The organism is Streptomyces sp. 147326, assembly GCF_045000215.1.
Taxonomy (GTDB): Bacteria; Actinomycetota; Actinomycetes; order Streptomycetales; family Streptomycetaceae; genus Streptomyces.
In genome coordinates, this window is record NZ_CP134201.1 from 7,756,076 (window position 1) to 7,775,856 (window position 19,781).

At 70.2% G+C, this 19,781-nt stretch carries 16 protein-coding genes and 3 pseudogenes; 10 read left to right on the forward strand and 9 right to left on the reverse strand.

The genetic code is table 11. The annotated features are described in order from the left end of the window. The first annotated feature begins 185 nt into the window (after positions 1-185). The 4 genes from RIU97_RS35520 to RIU97_RS35535 are packed head-to-tail and all read left to right on the forward strand — an operon-like array spanning position 186 to position 4,157. The gene (locus tag RIU97_RS35520; RefSeq protein ID WP_404961599.1) at positions 186-1,280 is read left to right on the forward strand and encodes a glycosyltransferase family 1 protein; all 1,095 of its coding nucleotides are present in this window, start codon (positions 186-188) and stop codon (positions 1,278-1,280) included. Continuing rightward, on the forward strand, positions 1,277-2,344 hold the full coding sequence (locus RIU97_RS35525) for a glycosyltransferase (protein ID WP_404961600.1): 1,068 nt from the start codon (positions 1,277-1,279) through the stop codon (positions 2,342-2,344). Before RIU97_RS35520 ends, RIU97_RS35525 begins: the two co-directional genes overlap by 4 nt. Beyond that, the gene (locus RIU97_RS35530) at positions 2,341-3,357 is read left to right on the forward strand and encodes a glycosyltransferase (protein ID WP_404961601.1); all 1,017 of its coding nucleotides are present in this window, start codon (positions 2,341-2,343) and stop codon (positions 3,355-3,357) included. Before RIU97_RS35525 ends, RIU97_RS35530 begins: the two co-directional genes overlap by 4 nt. Then, the gene (locus RIU97_RS35535) at positions 3,342-4,157 is read left to right on the forward strand and encodes a glycosyltransferase family 2 protein (RefSeq protein WP_404961602.1); all 816 of its coding nucleotides are present in this window, start codon (positions 3,342-3,344) and stop codon (positions 4,155-4,157) included. Before RIU97_RS35530 ends, RIU97_RS35535 begins: the two co-directional genes overlap by 16 nt. Positions 4,158-4,197: 40 nt before the next feature. Here RIU97_RS35535 and RIU97_RS35540 read toward each other — a convergent pair whose 3' ends face one another. Further along, positions 4,198-5,742, reverse strand: coding sequence for an FAD-dependent oxidoreductase (locus tag RIU97_RS35540; RefSeq protein ID WP_404963056.1), 1,545 nt, complete (start codon positions 5,740-5,742; stop codon positions 4,198-4,200). Positions 5,743-5,946: 204 nt separating this feature from the next. Between RIU97_RS35540 and RIU97_RS35545 the strand changes: the two genes are divergently transcribed. After that, entirely contained in the window at positions 5,947-7,131 is a 1,185-nt protein-coding gene (locus RIU97_RS35545; RefSeq protein WP_404961603.1) for a zinc-dependent alcohol dehydrogenase, read from the forward strand. Positions 7,132-7,224: 93 nt separating this feature from the next. On the opposite strand, the pseudogene RIU97_RS35550 reads toward RIU97_RS35545, so the two are convergent. The 3 genes and pseudogenes from RIU97_RS35550 to RIU97_RS35560 all read right to left on the reverse strand — a co-directional run. Continuing rightward, positions 7,225-7,363: pseudogene (locus RIU97_RS35550) on the reverse strand (serine/threonine-protein phosphatase); the annotation flags it as partial. Positions 7,364-7,620: 257 nt separating this feature from the next. Further along, positions 7,621-8,079: an SRPBCC family protein gene (locus RIU97_RS35555; protein WP_404961604.1), complete on the reverse strand. Its 459-nt coding sequence runs from the start codon at positions 8,077-8,079 to the stop codon at positions 7,621-7,623. A 689-nt stretch (positions 8,080-8,768) separates the two neighbouring features. Further along, positions 8,769-8,996, reverse strand: a complete 228-nt coding sequence (locus RIU97_RS35560) for a DUF2243 domain-containing protein (RefSeq protein WP_404961605.1) — start codon at positions 8,994-8,996, stop codon at positions 8,769-8,771. Between the two features lie 142 nt (positions 8,997-9,138). Between RIU97_RS35560 and RIU97_RS35565 the strand changes: the two genes are divergently transcribed. From RIU97_RS35565 to RIU97_RS35585, 5 genes and pseudogenes are all read left to right on the forward strand, one after another. Continuing rightward, positions 9,139-11,412, forward strand: coding sequence for a catalase (locus RIU97_RS35565; protein ID WP_404961606.1), 2,274 nt, complete (start codon positions 9,139-9,141; stop codon positions 11,410-11,412). A 299-nt stretch (positions 11,413-11,711) separates the two neighbouring features. Beyond that, positions 11,712-11,885, forward strand: a pseudogene (locus tag RIU97_RS35570) (DUF6479 family protein); the annotation flags it as partial. A 151-nt stretch (positions 11,886-12,036) separates the two neighbouring features. Then, positions 12,037-12,723: a HemK2/MTQ2 family protein methyltransferase gene (locus RIU97_RS35575; RefSeq protein WP_404961607.1), complete on the forward strand. Its 687-nt coding sequence runs from the start codon at positions 12,037-12,039 to the stop codon at positions 12,721-12,723. 137 nt (positions 12,724-12,860) lie between these two features. Then, positions 12,861-12,971, forward strand: coding sequence for a hypothetical protein (locus RIU97_RS35580; protein ID WP_404963057.1), 111 nt, complete (start codon positions 12,861-12,863; stop codon positions 12,969-12,971). 43 nt (positions 12,972-13,014) lie between these two features. Further along, a pseudogene (locus RIU97_RS35585) lies at positions 13,015-13,623 on the forward strand (iron-containing redox enzyme family protein); the annotation flags it as partial. Between the two features lie 849 nt (positions 13,624-14,472). Here RIU97_RS35585 and RIU97_RS35590 read toward each other — a convergent pair. The 5 genes from RIU97_RS35590 to RIU97_RS35610 form a co-directional block, all read right to left on the reverse strand. Further along, positions 14,473-14,919 carry a hypothetical protein gene (locus RIU97_RS35590; protein ID WP_404961608.1) on the reverse strand — a complete coding sequence of 149 codons (447 nt, stop codon included), beginning with the start codon at positions 14,917-14,919 and terminating at the stop codon, positions 14,473-14,475. 224 nt (positions 14,920-15,143) lie between these two features. Further along, positions 15,144-15,482 carry a hypothetical protein gene (locus tag RIU97_RS35595; protein WP_404961609.1) on the reverse strand — a complete coding sequence of 113 codons (339 nt, stop codon included), beginning with the start codon at positions 15,480-15,482 and terminating at the stop codon, positions 15,144-15,146. 13 nt (positions 15,483-15,495) lie between these two features. Continuing rightward, complete coding sequence (ctaD, locus tag RIU97_RS35600) at positions 15,496-17,235, reverse strand: cytochrome c oxidase subunit I (protein ID WP_404961610.1); 1,740 nt, start codon at positions 17,233-17,235, stop codon at positions 15,496-15,498. Positions 17,236-17,929: 694 nt separating this feature from the next. Then, positions 17,930-18,130: a hypothetical protein gene (locus tag RIU97_RS35605; protein WP_404961611.1), complete on the reverse strand. Its 201-nt coding sequence runs from the start codon at positions 18,128-18,130 to the stop codon at positions 17,930-17,932. 484 nt (positions 18,131-18,614) lie between these two features. Beyond that, a complete protein-coding gene (locus RIU97_RS35610; RefSeq protein WP_404961612.1) occupies positions 18,615-19,766 on the reverse strand; it encodes an FUSC family protein in 1,152 nt (383 codons plus the stop codon). Between the last annotated feature and the right edge of the window lie 15 nt (positions 19,767-19,781).

Here is a 19,781-nt window from a genome sequence, read left to right on the forward strand (position 1 = left end):
GCGCGCCCCTGCGGGACGGACTTTCATCGAGCCTTCGTCGCCCGACGACGCACCCCGCCCGCAGGTAGGCCGGGGCAGTGCCCCACAGACTGGGACGGGCCGGCAAAGTTTGCTGCGGTCCGTTGCCTCCGTTGCCTCCGTTGCCTCCGTCGCCTCCGTCGCCTCCGTCACCGAAGGAACACACCGTGACCGAACAGCAGCCGCTGCACACCGGCCGCGCTCGCGACATCCGCGTCGCCTCCGTACCCGCCGGTCACGTGTACGTGCGGCACTGCTCCGCACCGGAGCCCGACGGTGTCAGCCGTCTGCTGGACCCCCGCCCGAACGGAGCCGCCAGTACGTCGCAGCGCTGGTGGCCGCCGGTCATGCTCGACCCGGACTGGGTGAGTGCCCACCACGAGGACTTCGATGTCTTCCACCTGCACTTCGGCTTCGACGCCCAGAGCCCGGCTCAGCTTTCCGCGCTCGTGGACGCTCTCCGCCTGCACGGGAAACCTCTCGTCTATACGGTGCACGACCTCCGTAATCCCCATCAGCCCGATCCGGCCGCCCACGACGCCGCCCTCGATGTGGTCGTTCCCGCAGCCGACCACCTGGTCACCCTGACTCCCGGCGCAGCCCGGAGCATCCGCAGTCGTTGGAACCGGACAGCGACGGTGCTGCCCCATCCACACGTGGTCGAACTGGCACGCCTCGCCCGCCCCCGGCCGGTCCGTGACCGGTTCCGGGTCGGCGTGCACGCCAAGAGCCTGCGCCCCAACATGTCCGTCCTCCCGGTGGTACGGGTCCTCGCGGACGCGGTGGCCGAACTCAAGGACGCCGAGCTCCAGGTCAACGTCCACCGGGAGGTGGCGGAACCCACCTCCGCGGCCCACGCTCCACACCTCATCCGGGCGCTGGAGGAACTTGCGGACCGAGGGCGCCTCACACTCGCCGTCCATGACTACTTCGACGACGAACAGCTCTGGGACTACCTCGCGTCCCTGGACCTGTCGGTGCTGCCCTACCTCTTCGGCACCCACTCCGGGTGGCTGGAAGCGTGCCACGACCTGGGCACCGCGGTCGCGGCCCCCGACTGTGGCTTCTACGCCCAGCAGCGCCCCTGCCTGACCTACGGGCACACGCAGCGAGGGGGCCTGGACGAGGAATCGCTGCGCGCGGCGGTGCGGACGGCGTACGAGGAACGGCCGGCGCCACGGGCGACCGCGCAGCACCGGACGCAGGAGAGAGACGAACTCGCTGCCGCACACCGTGCCCTGTACATGAGCACGCTGCGATGAGCAGCTTGCGCGTGGCCCTCATCGCATCCGCACGCTTTCCGATCAGCGAGCCGTTCGCCGGAGGGCTGGAAGCCCATACGTGGTGGCTGGCACGTGCCCTCCACCGGCGCGGGCACGACGTGGAACTCTTCGCCGCACCCGGTTCCGACCCGGCACTGGGAGCGCGTGAACTTCCGGTGCGTCGCTCCACGTTGAGCGATGCGGCCCGCACCGATGTGAGCATGCCCAGTGTCATGTGGATGGAAGAGCACCACGCCTACCTGGGGCTCATGCTGGACCTGGCGCGGGACGGCGAACACCGCTTCGACGTCGTGCACAACAACAGCCTGCACTACCTCCCCGTCGCGATGGCGTCGGCGCTGCGCGTTCCCGTGGTGACCACGCTCCACACGCCGCCCACCCCGTGGCTGGAGTCGGCAATCAAGGCCCAGGACAGCTGCCCGGTCACGTTCACGGCTGTCAGCCGGTTCACCGCCGGTGCCTGGCAGGCGACCGTGCCCTGCGCCCGCGTCGTGCGCAACGGCATCGACATGAACTTCTGGAAGCCGGGACCCGGTGGCGGCGACCTCGTGTGGTCCGGCCGCCTGGTCACCGAGAAGGGGCCCCATCTGGCCATCGAAGCCGCTCGCGCGGCCGGAATGGCGCTGCGGATCGCGGGGCCGATCTGCGACCGTGCGTACTTCGACGACCGGATCGAGCCCCTGCTGGGAGAGGACGTTCGCTACGTCGGTCACCTGGACCGCCGTGGGCTGGCCGAGCTGCTGGGTTCCGCGAGCGCCGCTCTGGTGACGCCCAGCTGGGACGAACCGTACGGACTGGTGGTCGCCGAGGCGCTGGCCTGCGGCACACCGGTGTGCGGGTTCGACCGGGGCGCCCTGTCGGAGATCCTCACACCGGACTGCGGCGTGCTGGCCCCGTCGGGGGACGTGGAGGCGCTGGCGGAGCTCATCCCGCGCGCCATGGAACTCGACCGCGGTGCCGCCCGCCACCGGGCGGAGGAGTTCTGTTCCCTCGACCGCACCGCCGACGCCTACACCGACCTGTACGAGGAGGTGGCGCGGTGATCGGCTACTACGTCCACCACCAGGGCCGTGGCCACCTGCACCGCGCCCGCTGCATCGCCGCGCACGTGCAGGGCCCGGTGACCATCCTGTCCTCCCTGCCCAAGCCGCAGGCGTGGACGGGTGGCTGGGTGTCGCTCCCCCCGGACGGCGACCACGCCCCCGTGGACCCCACGGCTCGCGGGCGCCTGCACTGGGTTCCCCTTCACCACCCGGAGCACCGCGAACGCATGGGAACGATCGCCGAGTGGATCAGGCAGGAGCGCCCGGCCCTGTTCGTCAGCGACGTGTCGGTCGAGGCCGCCACCCTGGCCCGTCTCATGGGCACCCCCGTCGTCGTCGCCATGCGCGGAGACCGCGGGGACGAGGCCCACCGCCTCGCCTACGACCTTGCGGACGCCCTCATCGCCCCCTGGCCGCAATCCCTGCCCGAGCCGGACTGGCCCGCGCGTTGGCACGCCAAGGCCCTGCACACCGGCGGCATCTCCCGCTACGACGGCCGCCCGCGTCCCCTGTGCGTCAGCGGCGGGCCGTCCTCCCGGAAGGAAGTGGTGGTGATGCTGGGAGCCGGAGGGGCGGACGTCACCGATCGCCAGCTCGCAGAGGCGGTCCGCGCCACCCCTGACTGGTCGTGGACCTTCCTCGGCGGCCCCCGGGCCGATTGGATCGACGACCCGTGGCCGGTGCTGTGCCGGGCAGACGTGATCATCACGCACGCGGGTCAGAACGCCGTCGCCGAGTGCGCGGCAGCCCGCGTCCCTGCCATCGTCATCCCCCAGGACCGGCCCCATGGGGAGCAGCACGCCACCGGCCGGGCCCTGCGAGCGGCAGGCCTGGCCACCGTACGGGACAGCTGGCCGCCCCCGCACGCCTGGACCGGACTCCTGGTCGAAGCAGCCGCCCGGGAAGCCCGCTGGGAACGCTGGTCTCCCGGCGACGGAGCCCAGAGAGCGGCACGGCTGCTCAGCGATCTGGCCCTGCGCCCGCCCGGACGGTCCGCATGCGTACCGCGGTGATCACCCTGGCGGCGGGCCGGCACCCTCATCTGCTCCTGCAGCAGGACGGTCTTGCACGCAGCACCCGCCCCCCGGACCACTACGTGATCGTCTCCATGTCCGACCCCGACATCCGGCACCTCGTCGTCGACAGGAACCCGATTGCGGACGTCGTCACCCTCCCCCGGACGGACGGGCACCTCCCGCTGGCCGCCGCCCGCAACGCGGGGGCCGCGCGAGCCCTCGGGGCCGGCGCGGACCTGCTGGTCTTCCTCGACGTTGACTGCGTCCCCGGTGCCTCCCTCCTGGACGGCTACGTCCGGGCCGCCCAGGACGGCGCCCTGCTCTGTGGCACGGTCGCCTACCTGCCGCCGCCGCCCGCGGGCGGGTACCGGCTCGACGACCTGGCCGGCATGGCTCCGCCGCACCCGGCGCGCCCCGCACCCGCGGACGGCCGGGTCGTTCACGGGGGAGACCCCCGGTTGTTCTGGTCTTTGTCCTTCGCCCTCACGGCCGGGACCTGGGACCGCATCGGCGGCTTCTGCGAGGACTACACCGGATACGGTGCCGAGGACACGGACTTCGCCTCCGCCGCGGGCCGGCAGGGCGTGGACCTGTGGTGGGTGGGCGGCGCCCCCGCCTACCACCAGCACCACCCCACCCAGCGCCCTCCCGTCCAGCACATCGACGACATCCTCCGCAACGGAGCCCTGTACAAGGCCCGCTGGGGGAACTGGCCCATGGAGGGGTGGCTGCGGGACTTCGAGACGCGCGGACTGGTGCGGTACGTCCCCGCCACCGACACGTGGTGCAAAAGATGAGGGCCGCTCCACTCGGGCCGGTCACGGCCGGAGGAACCGATCAGAGCTCTCCGGGATCCCGGCGTTCCAGCGGGCGGAGTGCCGGTCCTTGGAGGATCTCGCCGTCGATGCCGAAGCGGGAGCCGTGGCAAGGGCATTCCCACGTCCGTTCGGCGTTGTTGAAGGCGACGAGGCACCCGAGGTGCGTGCAGACGGCGGACACGGAGTGCAGCCCGCCCCGGTCGTCACGGTGTACGGCGCACGGCTTCCCACCGGCACCGACCACGGTTCCTTCGCCCGGCGGCAGGTTTCGGACGGGGCCGTTGGTGCCGTCGCCGAGCGTGTCCAGGCGGTCCTTGACGAAGTGCTTCCCAGCGTCCCACTGCGCCTTGAGGAGCGTGGGCGCCGACCGGAGAGCGGAACCGAAGCGGCCGGGGTCGTACAGGCCGTTCCACGGCTCCTCTTCGCCGCTGACGAGGGACGCGATGACCGTCCCGGCCAGGACCCCGCCCGTCATGCCCCAGCCGGCGAAGCCGGCGGCGACGTAGACGTTCTCGCCCCCTCCGGGCATTGCGCCGATGAGGGGCAGGGTGTCCGTGGCGCTGTTGTCCTGAGCCGCCCACCGGTGGGTGAGGGTGACGTCGGGGAAATGCTGCTCGGTCCAGGCCCGGAGACGGGCGTACCCGGCGTTGGTGTCTTCGCCCTCGCCGGGGGTGAACGCCTCGCCGGTGACGATCAGCAGTCGGCTCCCGTCCGCGAGCGGCGAGGTCCGGACGGACCGCTTGCCGCCCTCTTCCGTGATGTACATCCCTTGGGGGTCGAGATGGGCCGGCAGGGGGCCCGCGATGACCAGGTCGCGGTGCTGGGTCAGCCGCGCGGCGAGCAGAGCGTGGTCGAACACGGGGTGATGGGTGGCCACCACGACGTGTCCGGCGGTAACGATGGCCCCCGAGTCGGTGGTCAAGCGGCACGGATTCCCCTCGTCGAGTTCCGTGACGCGGGTGCCCTCGTGGATCCGGCCGCCGAGTGCGACGATCTCATCGGCGAGACCGCGCAGGTACTTGAGCGGATGGAACTGGGCTTGGTCCTCCACCCTGACGGCGCCGGCGACCGGGTAGGGCAGGCCCGTTCCGGTGACGAACGAAGCGTTGAGGCCGGCCGACCGGGCCGCTACGGCCTCCGCGCGCAGCGCCTCGACGCCCTCGGGCTGCTCGCAGTAGGTGAGGGCCGGGCGCCTCTCCAGCTCGCAGTCGATGCCGAGTTCCTCGGCCACCTCGATGACGTGCCGCAGCGCGGCGCTCTGGGACGTCGCGTACTGGCGGGCGGCGTCCTCTCCGTGCTCGGACCGGAGCGTGTCGTACACGGCGGTGTGCAGCGCGGTGAGCTTTCCCGTCGTATGGCCCGTGACGCCTCCCGCGAGCCGGTCCGCTTCCAGCACGATGACCCTGAGACCGGCCCGGGCCAGTTCCCACGCCGTGCTGAGACCGACGATGCCGCCGCCCATCACCGCCGCATCCGCCTCCGCACCTCCCGAAAGGGGGGCGAAGGACGGCAGGGCGGCCGTTTCCATCCAGTAGGAGCGTCCGGTTTCGGGAAGTCGGTTCATGTCCGGCGGCTGCCCACGCACACCCGGCTGAAGCGCTGTCGCTGCCGCCGGTCGTCCGCGGGGTTCCTCCGGGCGGGCCGGAGCGGAGTCGGGACGAACCGGTCTCAACCGGTCCGAACCGGTTCGTCGGAACGGTCGGGGGCAGGCGCACGGTGAGGGACGACAGAGACGGAAGCGCAGCGGCACAGTCTGCAAGGAGGCGGCATGAGGGCACTTACATGGCACGGCAAGCGGGACGTACGCGTGGACACCGTGCCCGATCCCACGCTCCGCGACCGCGACGACATCATCGTCAAGATCACGACGACCGGCCTGTGTGGCTCGGACCTGCACCTCTACGAGGTTCTCGGGGCCTTTCTCGATGTCGGCGACATCCTGGGCCACGAGCCCATGGGCATGGTCCAGGAGGTGGGGCAGGAGGTCACCGCTGTGAAGCCGGGGGACCGGGTCGTGATCCCCTTCAACATCTCGTGCGGGTCGTGCTTCATGTGTGACCGGGGCCTGCAGTCCCAGTGCGAGACGACGCAGGTCCACGAGCACGGCACAGGCGCGTCGCTCTTCGGCTACACGAAGCTCTACGGTCAGGTCCCGGGCGGGCAGGCCCAGTACCTGCGCGTCCCCTTCGGAAACTCCCTGCCGATCCGTGTTCCGGACGGGCCGCCCGACGATCGGTTCGTGTACCTGTCGGACGTCCTGCCCACGGCCTGGCAGGCCGTCGACTACGCGTCCATCCCGCCGGGCGGCAGTGTCGCCGTCCTGGGCCTGGGGCCCATCGGGGACATGAGCTGCCGCATCGCCGCTCACCGCGGCGCCGGTACCGTCATCGGCATTGACCTCGTTCCCGAGCGCCTGGCGCGGGCCCGTCGGCGCGGCATGCACACCCTGGACATGGAGGAGTGCGGCGAGGACCTGGCGGACGCCGTCCGAGAGCTCACGGCAGGGCGGGGCCCGGACGCCGTCATCGACGCCGTCGGCATGGAGGCCCACGGCAGCCGTATCGCCGCCGCCGCGCAGGGCGTGACCACCCTCCTGCCGGACTCGCTGGCTGCGGCCATGATGAAGCGTGCAGGAATCGACCGGCTGTCCGCGCTCCAGACCGCCATCGACCTCGTCCGCCGCGGCGGCACCGTTTCGGTGTCCGGGGTGTACGGAGGTGCGGCCGATCCGCTGCCCCTGCTGACCATGTTCGACAAGCAGCTCACGCTGCGCATGGGCCAGGCCAACGTCTGGCGCTGGGTCGACGACATCCTCCCCCTGCTCACCGACGGGGACCCCCTCGGCGTCGAGGACTTCGCCACGCACCGGTTGCCCCTCGAACAGGCGCCGGACGCGTACGAGATGTTCCAGAAGAAGCAGGACGGCGCCGTCAAGGTTCTCTTCGCCCCCTGATCTGAGCGTGGCGGCCAAAGGGAGCGGCACGCCGCCGACGGGGGCACATACTGAACTCGTCGACAGCGGTGGAACGGTGGAGCGCGTCGCGGGTACCTCTCCGACCAGGAAGGACACGTACCGCACCGAACCGGTTCCGCAGGTTGCGCGCGACGATGTCGAGGGAGTCCACCGGCGCGGCGTCTTCCGCCGCCGCGAGCACCTCGGCCGGTCCGATCCGATCACGCGCCACCTCAGCCTCCGCAAGGTCCTGCACCTTCGTGGGACAACACATCACACCCGTGACTGTCCCCATTGCTCTTCGGAAAACGGCCCACTGGATGCACCCGGCCGCACAGCGCCGAGCCTCGAGGAACGGCGGCCAGACGACTCGGCCGTCGGCCTACGGTGCGGCCACACTGCTCTGTACGGTGCTCGCTGTTGGTTCCTGTACGTGATACGCGCGGGAACGACTGGAACGGGGCGTATTGCGTCGTCACCTTGACACTTCTAGGCCTGTGCGCGGTCGCCCGACCCGGCGGACTCCTCGACCACGTTCGCGAGCCGCGCGAGCATGCTGCGGTGGCGCAGCTGGAGCAGAGCGTCGACCGCGGCGTTGTGGAGAGTGCCCCCGATGCCTCGCAGGGGGTGCTCGTCCACGATGACCAGGGACTCCTCGCCCCAGGGGCGGACCTCGATCGCCACCCGGGCCGTGCCGAGGGGCCCGCTGTCGACTTCCAGTTCCAGCTCCGTCGGCCCACCGGCCAGCCGTACGGCGGTGGTGCCTGCGGCCGTCCACGGTCCGATCCGGACCGTGTACTCGAGAGCGGATCCAAGTTCGGGCCACAGGCCGCTGACGACGCGCGATTCGCTGGTGCCCACCACCCAGTCCGCGTAGCGCGAGCCGTCGGCGAGCACGGCCCACACCTGGAGTGGCGTGGCGTGGATCAGTTGGTGTCGTACGGCCATGGTTTCTCCCCGGAACGAAAGTACGGGTGATGGTTCGGCTCTGGGCCTGCCGTGGTGTCGGCGGTCGCGCCGCCCGGGCCGAGCAAGCCGGTGGGCGGCAGGGGTCGCGCCCGCGCGCCGCGAGAACCCGTCGGGAGGGGTGCACGACCAAGGGGGGCGGGCAGGCGCGGGCCGCATGCGCGCCGCGCAGCCACGGCGGGGCGTACACGCGGGCCGAGCGGTGTTCGATCCCCCGGGCAGCGCCCGTCGCCACCGCGACGCGGCCCTCCGGGGGGCTTGAGTCCGACTCGGTTCGGTACCGACGGGAGCGGGGCCTCATGTCAGGCCCCTGCCCGACCGATTCGATTCCACACGGCGGACGGCAGCTCGGGCGCCTCGTGCAACACCGCCCCGGCGAGGGTGAGGGGGTGGGACAGACGAGCAGAAGCGGGGCCGCCATCCCGACGATCAGGTGCTGAACCATGTGGGCGGTGTACGAACCGCCCGGCAGCGGCCTGTCGCCGCCGAGGCGGCAACAGCGCGGCCGGCGGAGAACGGGGCGTCGCGCCATCGGGGCCACAGGTCCCCGCGCTGTCGAAGACGATGAGCGGCCACCAGGTAGACGGCGACCCCCAGCAGGGCGGTCACCGCCGTGACCACCTCGGCGGGGCCGGGGCCCGTGGTTGGGCCGGGATGGACGTGCCCGGGCATCACGATGCTGATCCCGCCCTCGCGTGGCGCGCAGCGCGGACGGCCAGTGCCGCGCCGATCAGGAGCAGGATCAGGGCGGCGACGTTCCAGGCCCAGTCGTACGGGGTGACATCAACGCCGTAGCGGATCTGGTGCTGGCGCAGCAGTTTGTGGTCGACGATCCCGTCGAACGGCTGGAAGACCCCCAGGCCGAGGGAGAACCCGGCCCAGGCGTGGGGGCGGGGCAAGGGCGCGGCGGAGCTTCGCAGATCCGCCTGCCGGTCCTGTGCGGGTGGCCCTCGACCGGACAGGCTAGTCCAGGTTTCAGGGGACCTGGCTGCGGGTCACAGGTGTAGGGCCCGAGGGCCCGCCCCCGTATCTGGAGATGTGATGTCCGAGAAGAATCCGGTGAAGGCCGTCGCCGACAAAATCGCCGGCGTCATGCACGCCGGTCCGGCAGGGGGCCCTGAAGACGGCATCCCCGGCAAGCCGGCCTTGGTCTCTCCTCAGCTCGTCGAGCCTGTCGATCCGGTCGGGCCTCTGCCGCCGAAGGCGGACCAGAGCGGCCCGGAGACCGTCAGCCCGACCGGCCAGCCCACTGGTGCGGAGCAGGCCAGGATGGCGCAGAGCGGTGCGTACCTGACCACCGCGCAGGGCACGCGCCTGCCCGATACGGATCACTCGCTGAAGGCGGGCCCGCGGGGGCCGGTGCTGTTGCAGGATCACCACCTGCGCGAGAAGCTCATGCACTTCGACCACGAGCGGATCCCGGAGCGAGTGGTCCACGCCCGCGGCTCGGCCGCGCACGGCGTCTTCCAGTCCTACGGCACGGCGCAAGCGGTCAGCAAGGCCGCGTTCCTCGCCAGGGACGTCGAGACGCCGGTGTTCGTCCGTTTCTCCACGGTGCTGGGCTCACGCGGGTCGGCGGACACGGTGCGTGACACTCGCGGCTTCGCGACGAAGTTCTACACCGAGGAAGGTGTGTTCGACCTGGTCGGGAACAACATCCCGGTGTTCTTCATCCAGGACGCGATCAAGTTCCCCGACATCATCCACGCCGGCAAGCCGCATCCGGACCGGGAGATCCCGCAGGCGCAGTCCGCGCACGACACGTTCTGGGACTTCGTGTCCCTCCACACGGAGGCGACCCATCACACCCTGTGGAACATGTCCGACCGGGGCATCCCGCGCTCCTACCGGATGATGGAGGGGTTCGGCGTGCACACTTTCCGCCTGGTCAACGCGCAGGGCGTGAGGACGCTGGTGAAGTTCCACTGGAAGCCCAAACTCGGCGTGCACTCGCTCGTCTGGGAAGAGGCGCAGATCCTGGCGGGCGTGGATCCCGACTTCCACCGCCGGGACCTCTTCGACGCCATCGAGTCCGGGGCGTTCCCCCAGTGGGAGCTGGGCATCCAGACCTTCCCCGACTCCGATGACCAGATGTTCGAGGGCATCGACCTCCTCGACTCCACGAAGATCGTGCCGGAGGAGCTCGCGCCGGTGAAGCCGGTCGGGCTGCTGACGCTGAACGCGAATCCGTCGAACTTCTTCGCCGAGGTCGAGCAGGTCGCCTTCCACACCGGTCATCTGGTCCCAGGTATCGACGCGACCGACGACCCGCTGCTGGCCGGGCGGATGTTCTCCTACCTGGACACCCAGCTCACCCGGCTCGGCGGTCCCAACTTCCCGCAGATTCCGATCAACCGCACCCACGCGCCCGTCAACGACATGCTCCGTGACGGCTTCCACCAGACGGCCGTGCACCGGGGCGTGGCCCCCTACAAGCCCAACAGCCTCGACGGCGGCTGCCCCTTCTTCGCCGGCGCCGACACCGGCGCGTTCATCGAGGTACCGGTGGAGGTCCCTGCCGGACGCAAGGTCCGCGAAGCACCCGCCTCCTACAGCGACCACTTCTCCCAGCCCCGCCTGTTCTGGCTCAGCATGAGCCCGGTCGAGCGCGAACACATCATCGCCGCGTACACCTTCGAACTCGGCAAGTGCTACGAACAGGCCGTCAAGGAACGCACCTTGGCCGTACTCGCCAACATCGACCCCGAGCTGTGCGCGCAGGTGGCGGTGGGGCTCGGGCTGCCGGTGCCGGCCGCCACCGAACCCCTCGCGGACGTCCGCCCGAGCCCCGCCCTGTCCCAGGTCGGCCGTACCTGGCCGCTGGACGGACGCGTCGTCGGCATCGTCACCGATCAGGCCATCGACATGGCGGGCCTGCGCGAGATCCGCGAGGCCGTCCTGGATGCCGGCATGGTGCCGCTGGTCATCGCCCCGGCCGGCGGAGTACTGGGTGCCGGCGGCGACCCGGTCACCGTCCAGCGCACCTTCGCCACCGCGCGCTCGGTCGAGTTCGACGCGCTGGTGTTCGCGGGCGTGCCGGACGCAGGCGCCGACGCCTACGGTGCCCGCGACGCCAAGGCCGGAGACCCCAGGCCCGCCGCCAGCGACCCACGCGTCATGGCGCTGCTCGCCGAGGCCTACCGGCACGGCAAGGCCGTCGCCGGCTGGGGCGGCGCCGAGGCCCTCTTCGAGGCTGCGGGCATCTCCGACGGCGAGCCGGGCGTCATCGTGACAGACGGTGCACGGGCACTGCCCCAGCTCCTGGAACTAATCGCAGCCCACCGCGTCTGGGAGCGCTTCCCCGCCGCAGCCTGACCCGACCCGCACACATACCCGCTCGGAGGACCTCGGCGGGTGTAGCGAGCCTCGGCCCCCCAGGGGCCCGAGGCTCGCTCGGTGTCCGGCGCGCGGTCCACGGGCCTCGGCCGAGGTGCGGTTCCCTGCGGACAGTGCTCACGCATAGCGCTTTGAGCCGCCGCTCTCTTACGGTGTAGAGCTGGCACGGCACTCCTCGACCCCGTGAACGAATTCAGGCTGGGTAGACGCCCGGCATGATCGCCCTGGAAAATCTTGCGGCGGCCGAAGGCCGGGTTTAGACCTTTCTCCTCTTCGTCGGCGTGGTCCTGGTGATTCCTCTGATCGGCGCCTTCTGGTACGGCAGCCGCCGCAGCGCCCGGCGTAAGGCCCCCGCCCGCCCGGCCAGGGCAGCAGACCCAGCGGCGCAGCGGCGCGCGCAATCGTGGGAAACCCCGGAGAATGATCCGGATGGCGGGGACGCCCGCCCGTAGGCGTCCGGCCGATGTCCGGCTCGGACAAAGAGCCACCCCAGGGTGCGTCTGGAGATGATCGCCCGAGCGTCGGATGAGTTGCTCCGTAGGGGGCAGTGGCGCGAAGCGGCGGACGGCCGCGAGCGGGTCACACCAAGCACGGAGGTACCCCGTGGCCAGTACGGCTTTGACGTGGGGCACGCTGCCCGCCGGGCTGATCGCCCTTCCGGGTGTCTATCAGCCGCAGGGCGACACCCGTCTCCTGGCACAGGCCCTCGCTCAAGAACCTCTGGGTCCCGGAGCCGACGTTCTGGAAATCGGAACGGGCACCGGTGCGCTGGCCATCCAAGCCGCACGCCGGGGAGCGGGCGTCACCGCGGTGGACGTCTCCTGGCGCGCCGTGGTTACCGCACGGCTGAACGCCGTCCGTCGGCGCCTGCCCGTGCGCGTCGTCCACGGCGACTTCGCGGCGGCCGTCATCGGCAGCCGGTTCGACCTCGTCATCTCCAATCCGCCCTACGTCCCGGCCCCGGGATCAGGACTCCCCGTGCGGGGGCCGGAGCGTGCCTGGGACGCCGGTCCCGACGGCCGCGCGGTCATCGACCGGATCTGCACGAGTGCTCCCGCCCTGCTGCATCCCGGCGGTGTCCTGCTCATGGTGCACTCCGGCATGTGCGGAGCCCAGGAGACCGTCGATCGGCTGACCGCTAGGGGTCTGGTCACCGAGGTCACCGCAAGGGCATGCGTACCGTGGGGGCCCGTTCTGCGGTCGCGCCGGGCCTGGCTTCAGCAGCAGGGCCTGACCACCGAAGCCGGGGAACTCGAAGAGCTGGTGGTCATTCGTGCCCAGTCCCTCTGACAGCCCCGACCAGCCGGCACCGAGCCGGGCGTCGGCGCGCAGGGTGACGGTGGACCCGGAAGGCCCGGTTCTGGTGGAAGGTCCGGTCGAGATCGTCTTCGATGACGGGCGGGACCTGCGTCCGCTCCGACCGGTTCATGACCGCGCTCCGCACCTGCCGCCGCAGCCGTACCCACCCGTGGTGCGACACCAGCCACCGCCCCCGTGAACGAGCCGCCCGGCCGTCCGAGGACAGGAAGCCGTCATGACCCTCCCCGCACCACCACAAAGGCGACCGCGTGCGCGCCCCGTCTGGTGGACGGGCGCGGGAAGCTCTCCGGCACCGTCGTCGAGGCCCTGCTCTCCCCTACCGCGCCGGTGTACGCGCCCCGGGCGGTACTGGAGGCCGACCCGTGGGGCGAGGATCTCCACCTCGAGAAATCCGGCGAGTTGTGGCAGCTGCGCGAATACGCCGCGCTGCGCTCCCTCTACCACCTGAAGGGAGCGGACCCGCACGCCCGGGTCATTCCCCGGCTCCTCGGTCGCGCCAAAGCGGCGATGGTGGCCATCGCATAGGACGAGTTCGGCGCGGGCCGAACCGCCGACATGCACGCACAGCTCTTCGCGGACCTCATGGTCGACCTCGGCCTCGATCCCACGTACGGCCGCTACTTCGGCCAGGCTCCCGCCCCTCTCCTCGCCACTGTGAACCTGAATTCGCTCTTCGGGCTCCACCGGGCCCTGCGCGGTGCACTCATCGGACACTTCGCCTGGGCCGAGGTCACCTCCTCGCCCGGCTCCAGGCGCCTCGCCAAGGCAATGCGGCGCTGCGGAGCCGGAACGGCCGCCGAACACTTCTACGCTGAGCACGTGGACGCCGACGCCGTCCACGAGCAGGTGGTGCGCCACGAGGTCATCGGACGGGCCAACCGAACCGCAACAAACGATAGAGGCCGGCGTATGCACCAGGAACCGTCGTGGGCGTTCAAGGCCATCGGGTTCCGCGGGACACCGGCGGGCGATCTGTCGCTCCTGGTGTTCACGCAAGACGACAACCACGACGACCGGGCCGTGCACGAGCTACTCACGGCTATGGGACTCACGCCCTTCACCGCCATCGTCGAGGACCTGCTGCGGCCGACCCCGGGTTGGTCGGCCATCGTCAAGGATGGCGCCGTGTTCGTGACCTACGACGGAGCAGAGTTCTACCAACCCGCTCCCGGCCTCGTACCGGCCGAATGGACGGATACGGCGGTCGCGACCGGCCGCGTTGTCTTGGTGTTCCTCCCCGGACAGCACCGGCCCGAACTCCAGCACATCCTCACACTGCTGCGTCAAGGAGCGGGCTTGTGGGGTACCGCTGCTCTGGCAGGGCCGTAAGCGAGGCGCGCGTTGCCTCCGCGTCGGCCGGTACAAGTCGTCGCCCGCCTTCGAACGCGGTGCGGGCGTGGGGGTGCACGAACTTCCTCCTCCGCCGTCTCGTGGACGGCCAGGAGCCGCACCAGACGGTTGAAGGCATCCGCGCGGGCGTCGCCCTCGCTCAGACGTACTTCGTCGAACAGGTTGTGGATCTAACCGTGCTGGCGGATGAGGAGAGCCACCACGTCCTCACCGGCCGCGGGGTCCCCTACCTGCTTCACGTCATCCTCCTGGAGAGGGTATGCGTCATCCGGCGTCATCCGGCGTCATCCGGCGTCATCCGGCGTCATCCGGCACCGGCCGGCACCGGCTGGCGCCGGGGCGCGGGCCGGCTGTGGCTGCGGGGCCGGTTCATGCGCGCTGCGACGGGTCGGGGTGCGGCCCCTCCGTCTCCACGCGGTAGTCCCGTCCGAACATCTCCTGGTGCTGCCGCTCGTGCGCCTCGCGCACGTAGCCGGCGCCGAGGTCGTATGAGATCCGCAGGTGTAGAAGTGCCACCCACGACGTCAGATCCACCGCCACCTGCTCGTACGCGATCGTCGTCTCCAGCACCGAGGAGCCACCGGGCAGGAGCCGGTTGACGACGTTCTGCTGCCGCGCCTCGATGTACCGGGTACGGGCCAGCTGCCGCTTGACCTCCGGGTCCACACAGGTGCGGGCCAGATTGTGGCCGAAGAGGATCGCCTCCACCTTGATGCCGTTCATCGTGATGATGCGGCAGCGGGTGTACGGGTCGCTCGCGTCGGGATCGATCGGACGGGCACGGATGGGCCCATGCGTGCCCCACTTGTCAGGCACCTTCGGGCAGGGTCCTTCCGACGCCCAGCGCGTTCGCCAGCCATCAGACCGTGGCCGGCCTGACGCGTCCTCCGGCGCCCGGGCGAGCCCGCCTGGAGGGGCGCCGGATCGGCGGCGGACATCGTGTGACCCTTGGGTTCATGCCGACGAGGAAGCCGTCGCTGCCGACTCGGCCCGCTCCGACGCTGCCTGGCGAGAACCGGTGATGCCGGTTCTCGAGATGGTCATGGACGGAACAGGATGGCCAGGGTGAGCGTGCAGACCGCGAACGCGCCCAGTGCCAGGCCGATGACGCGGCGGCGCAGGTGGGTGTAGCGGTGTGCGTATTCCGTTCTGAGTTCCTCGGCCCGTGCCACGGTCGCGGTGAGCATCTCCCTACGCAGGCGCAAGTGGTGCTGGGCGAACCGGTGACTGATCTCGCGCTGCTCGCCGGGGCCCAGCCAGGTCAGATCGTGGGCGAAGGCTTCACCCTGGTCCTTGGCTTCTCGAAGGGCTGCCTGACTCATCAGGTACCCCTCGATCCGCGCGAGTCCGGCGGCCGTTTCCTTCGAGCGCTCGGTCATCGCCGGCCCGGGCCTACTCGGGCTGCTCCGGGCCCTTGCCGCGCAGAGACCCGCGGGGAGCAGAGGCCTTGTCCTGGTCGATGACGTCGCGTTTGTGGTCGCCGGTGTAATCGAGGGCGGCGATCTCGGGATGGTGGAGGTCGAAGGCCGGTGATTCGGAGCGCACGCGGGGCAGGGTGAAGAAGTTGTGCCGTGGCGGGGGACAGGAGGTGGCCCATTCGAGGGAGCGGCCGTAGCCCCACGGGTCGTCGACCTCGACGCGGGGCGCGAACTTGGCCGTCTTCCACACGTTGTAGAAGAACGGCAGCGTGGAGAGGCCGAGTACGAAGGCTCCGATCGAGGACAGGGTGTTCAGTGCGGTGAATCCGTCGGCGGCAAGATAGTCCGCGTAACGGCGGGGCATGCCTTCGGCGCCGAGCCAGTGCTGGACCAGGAAGGTCATGTGGAAGCCGATGAACAGGGACCAGAAGTGGATCTTTCCAAGGCGTTCGTCGAGCATGGTGCCGGTCATCTTCGGCCACCAGAAGTAGAAGCCGGCGAACATCGCGAAGACGACCGTCCCGAAGACCACGTAGTGGAAGTGGGCCACCACGAAGTAGGAGTCGGTGACATGGAAGTCCATCGGTGGGGAGGCCAGGATGATGCCGGTGAGGCCGCCGAAGAGGAACGTGACGAGGAATCCAACGGCCCACAGCATGGGTGTCTCGAACGAGATGGAACCCTTCCACATGGTGCCGATCCAGTTGAAGAATTTCACCCCCGTCGGCACCGCGATCAGGAACGTCACGAAGGAGAAGAACGGCAGCAACACTGCCCCGGTGGCGAACATGTGGTGCGCCCAGACCGTCAGCGACAGGCCGGCGATCGCGACGGTCGCGCCGATCAGGCCGAGGTAACCGAACAGGGGCTTGCGGGAGAACACGGGGAAGATCTCGGTGACGATGCCGAAGAACGGCAGCGCGATGATGTAGACCTCCGGGTGCCCGAAGAACCAGAACAGGTGCTGCCACAGCAGGGCGCCGCCGTTTTCCGGGTCGAAGACCCGCGCGTTGAAGCGCCGGTCGGCCTCCAATACCAGCAGCGCCGCGGCGAGAACGGGAAAGGCGAAGAGCACCAGGACCGCGGTCAGCAGGATGTTCCAGGTGAAGATCGGCATCCGGAACATCGTCATGCCCGGCATCCGCATGCAGATGATCGTCGTGACGAAGTTGACCGAACCGAGGATCGTGCCGAAACCGGAAAGCGCCAGCCCCATGATCCACATGTCGCCGCCGACGTAAGGGGTCCGCTCCCCGCCACTGAGCGGCGTGTAGGCAGTCCAGCCGAAGTCGGCCGCACCCTGCGTGGTGAACAGGCTCGACACCACGATCAGCCCGCCGAACAGGAACAGCCAGAACGACAGCATGTTCAGCCGGGGGAACGCTACGTCCGGCGCACCGATCTGCAGCGGCATGATGGCGTTGGCGAAACCCGCGAAGGTCGGCGTCGCGAAGAACAGCAGCATGATCGTGCCGTGCAGCGTGAAGGTCTGGTTGTACTGCTCGTTGGAGACGATCTGCATGCCGGGCCGGGCCAGCTCGGCCCTCAGAAGCAGCGCCATCACGCCGCCGATCACGAAGAACCCGAACGACGCGATCAGGTACAAGTGCCCGATCTTCTTGTGGTCGGTGGTGGTCAGCCAGGAGACCAGCACGCTCCCCCAGGAGCGGCCCCGTACCGGAATCGGCGTGACAGGCTCGGTCGACGTCGCCATGGGCGGTTCCTCTGTGTCAGTTCACACGGGTGGACGCGCAGGCACCCGTCACGGCGAGTGTCACGCCGGGACAAGACTTACTACGGACAGTGACGGATATCTAGGCGACAGCCCTTCGACAACTCGGTTGGCTCACCATGGTTCGGCTCACGTCCCTTACGCGCGGGTAGGGTCCGCGCTCGCACGCGGGCTCCGCCCGCGCTCCCAGAAGATCCCTGAGTTCATCCTGGTGCCAGCCTGCGGGGTAGCGCTGGAACGCTGCCTCATCCCAGAGCCCACCTTCCGCGACGCAGCCTTCGAAATCGCGCTCGGCGGCGTCCGCACCGCCTTCGAGCAGAACGGCCACCAGGCGATGGTTCAACAGCTGTTGGTCGGCAGACGGCGTCTGCTCGCCTCCTGGCCGGCGAGCTGCTCTTGAACCTCGCACAGCAGCAGCGCGGGCAGAGTGCGGACCGGGCTCTGACGGCGCGTCGGCCGCCGGTGTCGGCGGGGGCGGTTCCTGTTGCCGCTGCCCCCAGCCGATGGCCGCCCGCCGGTCCCCGGCGCACCGGGGCACACAGCGGGGCCGGCACCGCGGTTGCGGACCCGGCCCGCGCACGCTGCGGTCAGTGCTTGAACGTGTCCTTGACCTTTTCCTTGGCCTCTCGCGCGTCGCCCTTGGCCTGCTCGACCTTTGTCTCGGTCTTCTGCTCGATCAGAGCTGTTCACCGTCCCTGTCGAGCGCCGCAAGGCCCTCCAGCCAGCGTGCCCGCCGTTGGGCGTCGTCCTGCTCCCACCAGGGAGCTCCGCGCTCGCCGAGGGCCACTTTGGCGGTGTGGACGCGACGTCTGGCTTCGCGCTCCGCCTGCTCGTCGTGGCTGCGCAGGGCAGCACCGACGGCACGCCGGGCCGACATGAGGTGGGAGCGAAGGCGCGCTGCGACGTCGTCGGGGAGGTCCGGGTCGGTAGCCCGCCATCGCCTGCCGTCGATGAGGACGTAATGTCCGTCCGGGGTGTGGGTCGGCGGAGGATTTCGTGTCACGCGGCATCCTGTGCCCGAACTGGGCGGCAAGCAATCCAGGCTCCCCCGAGCGCCGCACACGGCTCGATGAGGGGTTTCTGGACTACACTCCACACGTTCCGTGCTTGAGGTGGTGCGTAGGGTGATCATTTGTGTCAGTGTGAAGCTGCGGCACGCGAACGCTCCGAGGGGTCGGAACCATCGCCGTTGGTGTCTCGACCGGTGCCCAGAGGGCCCCGAGAAGAGCGCTGTCCCACGCACCCAGAGCCCGGCCGAGGACCGTAGTCACCGCGGCCGGGCTCTGTCACCCCGCGGCCCTGACGGGTGCTGGCCCGCCGCGCGTATCGGGGTGCGGTCCGCGCCCGTTGCGGGTTGGGGTTCAGGCCGGGCTGAGGGAGTGCCGGCCCGAGCGGAGCTCGGCCAGGAGGCGCGCGGCGTCGGTGAGGAGGGTGCCCTGGAGCGTCGGGGTCGCCGACCGGCTTTCCGGGTGGGTCAGGGAGTGGTTCTGGACCCGGTCCAGTTGGGATGTCGCATCCTCGATCATGTCGACCAGGCAGCCGTCGTCGGTTCGGGACGTCTGTCCTATCTCCTCCATCGCGCCGGCCGAGGTCCTCAGCACGGAGGCGAAACCGCTGCGGAAGGACGCCGGCAGGTTTTCGATCTCCCCGCTGTCGATGGCGTAGTCCAGAGTGCGCGTGATGGAGCGCAGGTGGTCCAGTGAGTGCTGGGCGATGGTGATCGACTCGCGGGTCCGGGGGAGGGCCTGGGCGGCGCCTTCGAAGCTGCGGCGGGGATTGAGGCGGCTGTTCTCCTCTTCCGTCTCGACGCTCCGGTGCACGGCGTCGCAGTCGTGGGAGAGGCGGCGCCAGTCCTGGCGCCACTGCTGCACCCTGGCGGCGTCGGGAGTGGTCGCCTCGAAGGTGTCGGCCAACCCGTTGATCCGTTCGCTCATCTCCGCATAGAGACCGGCGGCGTCGGTCTGCCGATGGCGGGCGTGGCGGGCGGGAGCCAGGACGACGTGGGCGGCGAGCCCGCAGACGGCCCCCATGGCCACCGACGCGGCCAGGTCTCCGATGTAGTCGATCCGGCCCTGTCCGGAGGAGAACGCGAAGAACCCCACGATGGCGACCTGGGTGCCCTGCTGGCCCAGGCTCCGGACGCGGCCGAGCCAGAGTGCGGCCAGGGTGAGGAGACCGAAGGTCCAGCCGTGGATGCCCGCGGTGGCCGCCAGCGAGGCGGCCAGCGTCGCGCCGACCGACATCGCCAGCGCGTACTGGGCGCAGTCGCGCAGCGAGCGGTACACGGTCGCCTGCAAGGCCACCATCGCCGTGAACGGCGCGAACGTCGCTACGGCGGGCGGCAGGAAGTAGCGGGCCAGCGTCCACGCGACCATGGCCGCCACCACCGTCTTCGCCTGCAGAAGCAGGTCGTCCCGCTCAGTGCCCGGCTTCCGCACGCCGTGCCACACGTACGTGGCGGCATGAGCGGCCGCCGACTTCGCTCTTCCCGGTGCACTGAGCCACCTCGGCACGATGCATCACCTCCT